Source organism: Corallococcus aberystwythensis (assembly GCF_003612165.1).
GTDB classification, from domain to species: domain Bacteria; phylum Myxococcota; class Myxococcia; order Myxococcales; family Myxococcaceae; genus Corallococcus; species Corallococcus aberystwythensis.
Map to the genome: position 1 here is coordinate 1 of NZ_RAWK01000427.1, position 5,459 is coordinate 5,459.

3 protein-coding genes are annotated in these 5,459 nt (G+C 72.1%); 1 reads left to right on the forward strand and 2 read right to left on the reverse strand.

From position 1 onward, the window contains the following. A partial coding sequence (locus D7W81_RS39560) for a CARDB domain-containing protein (protein ID WP_120560501.1) occupies positions 1-3,820 on the forward strand: 3,820 nt, incomplete at its 5' end. A 42-nt stretch (positions 3,821-3,862) separates the two neighbouring features. Here the strand turns inward: D7W81_RS39560 and D7W81_RS39565 are convergent. Next, complete coding sequence (locus tag D7W81_RS39565) at positions 3,863-4,843, reverse strand: NAD-dependent epimerase/dehydratase family protein (RefSeq protein WP_120560502.1); 981 nt, start codon at positions 4,841-4,843, stop codon at positions 3,863-3,865. A 34-nt stretch (positions 4,844-4,877) separates the two neighbouring features. Next, the gene (locus D7W81_RS39570; RefSeq protein ID WP_120560503.1) at positions 4,878-5,411 is read right to left on the reverse strand and encodes a hypothetical protein; all 534 of its coding nucleotides are present in this window, start codon (positions 5,409-5,411) and stop codon (positions 4,878-4,880) included. Between the last annotated feature and the right edge of the window lie 48 nt (positions 5,412-5,459).

Sequence of the window (5,459 nt, forward strand, 5' to 3'; positions counted from 1 at the left end):
CCCTCCGACCCAGCAGATCACCGTGGGCGAGGTGGGAGTGGGTCCAGTGGAGGCGCACCGGTGCGTCACGCGCACCGTGGACGCCATCGCGATGCCGCCCCCCGGAGCCATGCTCCCCGGCGCCTTCTACCTGGGCGCCAGCATTGACACCTGGCAGCGGGTGCAGGAGCTGGATGAGACCAACAACGGCTTCGTCCGCGGCCTGATGGGCGTGGGCCAGAAACCGGACCTCGTGGTCTCCGAGGTCCGCGCGCCCGCGAGCGTCCGGCCGGAAACGGGCTTCCTCACCGACGTGCGCGTCTGCAACGTGGGCACGGATTATTCGTACTCCTCCCACGCGGAGATCTTCATCTCCACGCTGGACACCCTGAGCATGCCCACGCCGGGCTCGCCGGCGCCGACCCAGCTGTCGGTGGGCTCCGTCCCCGTGCCGGAGCTGGAGGCGGGCAGCTGCCGCACGGTCCGGACACAGACGTTCGCGCACCTTCCCCCCGCGGCCTCCCAGCCGGGGCAGCCGCTGTACGTGGGGGCCATCATCGACCCGGACCAGACGCACCCCGAGCTGCGCGAGGACAACAACACGCGCGTCGCGGGCCGGCTGGGCCTGGGGAACCAGGCCGACCTGGTGATCACCGCCGTGACGGGGCCCGAGAACATCGCGCTGGGGATGCCGGTGTCCGCCTCCGTGACGGTGTGCAACGTGGGCACGGACCGGGCCCCGGAGGTGCGCGCGGAGGTGCTGCTGTCCACGGAGGCCTCGCTGTCCTCCTCGCAGCAGCCCGGCTCCCAGACGGAGTCCTTCATCGGCGAGGCGCAGGCGCCGGGGCTCGATGCCGGACGGTGCGTCACGCTGCCGGTGTACGGCGGCGTGTCCCTGCCTCCGGCGTCCCAGCCGGGCGGCCCGCTGTACCTGGGCGCGCGCGTGGACGGCATGCTGTCCGTCCCGGAGCTGCGTGACGACAACAACACCTTCACGCGCGGCCGCGTGGGCGAGGGCCATGGCCCCGACCTGGTGGTGCGGTCGCTGAAGGCGCCTGCCAACGTCGCGCCGTGGAGTCCGTTCACCGCCGAGGCACAGGTCTGCAACGTGGGCACTGGCGACATGCAGGGCTCCGCCTACCTGGAGCTGTTCCTCTCCACGGAAGACACGCTGTTGCCGCCGCCCCTGCCCTGGCCCTATTCCTCGCCGACCCAGGCTCCGGTGGGTGGGATGGAGGTGTTCTACCTTTCCGCCGGCCAATGCCAGACCGTGCCGGTGAACGCCTATACCCAGCTGCCCAACGAGGCGCAGATGGGGCAGCTCCTGTACCTGGGCGCGGCCATCGACATGTACCAGAACGCCCTGGAGCTGAACGAGGACAACAACACCTTCATCCAGGGGTTGGTGGGCACGGGGCAGCAAGCGGACCTCGTGGTGACCCACGTGCAGGCCCCCGCGAACCTCCGCGACGGCCAGCCCTTCACCGCGACCTACACGGTCTGCAACCAGGGCTTCGCCCCCGCGTACTCCTACGGAGTCTCGCTGTTCCTCTCCCAGGAGGCGACGCCGCCCGTGTCGCGGCCGCCGCCGGCCCCGCCCGTGTTCATGGAGGTCCCGGGCGCCTACGGCTTCCTGGGCCGCGGCGAGCCGTACACGCCGCTGGAGCCCGGGCAGTGCACGACCCAGCGCTCCACGTTCATGGCCCAGCCTCCCCCTGACGCGGGGTACTCGCCGTTCGAGCTGCCCCTGCATCTGAGCGCGGTCGTGGACCTGCAGACGTCCGAGTCGCGCGTGGACAACAACGGCTTCGCCGCGGGCATCACGGGCCTGGGCAACGGACCGGACCTCGTCGTCGCCGAGCTCCGGGGCCCCGCCAGCGTGCGGCCCTGGGACCCCTTCACCAGCACCGTGAAGGTCTGCAACGTGGGCACGGAGCCGACGTCGGGCGGCTCCTCCGTGACGGTCTACCTGAGCGTGGATGACGCCCTGAGGGCGCCGAGCCCCCTGAGCTCTTCGCCCATGCCGACGGGGGGACAGCAGGCCGTGGGCGACGCGTTCCTGCCGCCGCTGAGCGCGGGCGCCTGCCACACGCAGGAGGTCATGGGGCACGCGGGCACGCCGCCTGACGCGATCCCGCTCCGTCCGCTGTACCTGGGGGCCGTCGTCAATCCGGACGCGATGCAGCAGGAGCTGCGCTGGGACAACAACACCCGCGTGGCGGGCGCCCTGAGCGTGGGTTACGGAGCGGACCTGGTGGTCACCTCGCTGGAGGCCCCCGGCACCGTCGGGCCGTGGGAGCCGTTCGCCGCCAGCGTGCGCGTCTGCAACGTGGGAACCGATGCCGCGAACTCCACCGAGGTGGCGCTCGTCGTGTCGACCCAGGAGACCTGGACCCTGGCCTCGTCGAACTGGCCCGCGCCGTTCCCCGCCCCCAACCAGTTCGTGGCGGGGTACCTCAACGTCGCGCCGCTCCAGGCCGGTCAGTGCGTGAACTCCATGGGGATGGTGTCCGCCACCACGCCTCCGTGGGCCATGCCGGAACAGCCCGTGTACCTGAGCGCCGCCGTGGATCCGTTCCAGAACCGGACGGAGCTGCGCGAGGACAACAACGTCTTCTCGCGGGGACGCCTGGGCGTGGGCAACGGGCCCGACCTGGTCATCACCGCGGTGACGCCGCCCGCCAGCATCCAGGAGAACCAGTCCTTCACCACCACCGTCACCGTCTGCAACCAGGGCTCACAGGCCTCGCCTCCCGGACCGTGGTTGACGCTGCACATGCTGACCCATCCCGCGCTGTCCCTGCCTCCGGCGGGCGCGCCCCCGCCGGCGTACGGAGAGCTGCTGGGTGAGGGCTTCATCCACGGGCTGGCGGCGCACGCCTGCCTCACCACGCCGGTGACCGGGAACTTCTTCGGGTCCACCGGCGGGCCGGAGCCGCGGACGTACTACGTGGGGGCCATGGTGGACCGGAACTGGGGCATCCAGGAGGTGCGCAGGGACAACAACACCTTCGTCGGGCCGCGCGTCGGCGTGGGGTCCGCGCCGGACCTCGTCATCACCGCCATCGGCGGGCCGGCGAACCTCTCGCCCTGGGATCAGCCGCAGGTCCCCGTCACCGTCTGCAACCAGGGCACGCAGCCGTCCGATCCCCAGACCGTGGAGTTCTACCTCTCCACGACGTCCACCCTGCCGGAGCCGGCCTTCCCCGGTGGCGCCATCGACCCGGACTCCGGGGCAGCGATGGCGGGCACGGTGGAGATGCCGTCCCTGCCGCGGAACGCCTGCGCCACCCGGGAAGGCGCCCTCTACGCCAACCTGCCGCCCTCGGCGCAGCCGGAAGCACCCCTCTTCCTGGGGGCCATCGTGCGCGCCTGGGGCCCCTACGCAGAGCTGCGCACGGACAACAACGCCTTCGTGCGGGGCCGCATCGGCGTGGGGAACGGGCCGGACCTGGTCATCACGGAGGTCACCGCGCCGTTCGCCGTGCGCAGCGGCGAGATGTTCACCACCACCGTGACGGTCTGCAATCAGGGCACCTCCTTCCTGGGCTGGAACGGAGGCCGGCTGGAGCTCATCCTCTCCACCCAGCCGGCGCTGGCGTTCCAGAACCAGATGCCGGACCCCTCCATCCAGGTGACCCTGGGCGAGCTGGACGTGGGTGAGCTGGACGCGCAGCAATGCACGACGCGCCAGCTCTTCACCCCCGCGTTCACGCCGGCCTGGTCCCAGGGCTCCGGGCTGTTCTACCTGGGCGCGCTGGTGGACTCGCAGCAGACGGTGACGGAGCTGCGCGAGGACAACAACGTCTTCGTCGAGGGCTACATCGCGGTGCTGCCGTAGCCCTTTCCCACCCCACGTAGGACACGCGGGCGCCGGCCGGGGTCATGAGCCCCGGGCGGCGCCCATCCATTCGCGGTACCACGCCACCAGCCGCGCCACGCCCGCGTCCACGGACACGCGCGGCCGGAAGCCCGTCTCCGCCTCCAGCCGGGAGGTGTCCGCCCACGTGGAGACCATCTCCGCGGACTGCGCGGGCACGGACGTCACGCGGGCCTTCGCGCCCCAGTGCCGCTCCAGCAGGCCCACGAAGTCCCCCAGCGCCACCGGCTCGCCGTGCCCCACGTTGAGCAGCCGGTGCGGCGGAGTCCCCGACGGCGGCCGATCCAACACGCGCACCACGGCCTCCGCCACGTCGTCCACGAAGGTGAAGTCGCGCCGCATCCGCCCGTCGCCGTGCAGCCGGAAGGGCTCGCCCTTCGCCAGCGCGCGCAGGAACAAGAGCGGCGCCATGTCCGGACGTCCCCACGGTCCATACACCGTGAAGAAGCGCAGGCCGCTCGTGGGCAGCCGGTGCAGGTGGCTGTACGCGTGGGCCATCAGCTCGTTGGCGCGCTTGGTGGCGCCGTAGAGGTTGAGCGGCTGATCCACGGGCGCGTCCTCGCGGAACGGAGCGGGCGTGGCCGCGCCGTACACGGAGCTGGAGGACGCGTAGACCAGGTGCGCGACACGCGCCTCGCGGCAGGCCTCCAGCACCCGCACGAAGCCCGTCACGTTGGTGTCCGCGTACGCCGGGGCCTCCGCGTCCGGGGCCCGCACGCCCACGCGCGCCGCCAGGTGAACCACGCCCTCCGGACGCGCGGCAGTGAACGCCTCGCCCAGGCGGGCCGCGTCGGTGATGTCCCCGGCCAGGAAGGTGAAGCCTCGCGTGCCGGACAGCCGCTGGAGGCGGGAGCGCCGCAGCGCCACGTCCCCGGGGGCCGCGTCCAGCGCGTCCAGGCCCACCACCGTGTCGCCCCGCGCGAGGAGCCGCTCGCAGACGTGGGCGCCGATGAAGCCCGCCGCGCCCGTCACCAGGACCCGCATGCCCCCCTCTTCACGCGCACAGGGAGGACGGCCGTCACGGCACCACCTTCACCGCGTCGATGACGGCCCGGCGCAGGAACGAGTTCCAGTCCGTCGCGGACTGGTAGGCGCTCACCACGGGCTGTGAGCGGAACGTGTCCGTCCAGAGCACCTGGCCGTTGGGGTCCACCATGCCCATCCGCAGCACCACGTCCACCCGGCCCAGCACCGTGGCTCCGGACACGTCCAGCCAGTCCAGGATGACCACCACCGCGGCCTCGGCCTTGTTCTGCTGGACGAAGGAGGACACCTCGTCCGTGAGCGGCACCGGCGCCTGGGACTGGCGCGTGGCCACGACCTCGAAGCCGCGCGAGAGCAGCTCCGCCTCCGTCTGGCGGGCCAGCACCGTGCGCGGATTGCTTTCGCCGATGATGTCCTGGCGGAACGTGCCCGTGGGCAGCACGTCCACGCGCGAGCCCGACACCACCACCACCTTGCGGATGCTTCCCTCCGGGCGCACCTGCCGCGCGGCGCAGGCCGGAAGGACGAGGGACACGAGGAGCAGCGGGAGGAGTCGTGCGGGGCGCATGCCGTCACGCTAGGCCACAAGCGGCGGGGCCTCCACCCCGACCGCACC

What these genes read in the sequence shown, in the direction of transcription:
- D7W81_RS39565 (WP_120560502.1), bottom strand. Translation starts at nt 4,843, where the DNA reads ATGCGGGTCCTGGTGACGGGCGCGGCGGGCTTCATCGGCGCCCACGTC.
- D7W81_RS39570 (WP_120560503.1), bottom strand. Translation starts at nt 5,411, where the DNA reads ATGCGCCCCGCACGACTCCTCCCGCTGCTCCTCGTGTCCCTCGTCCTT.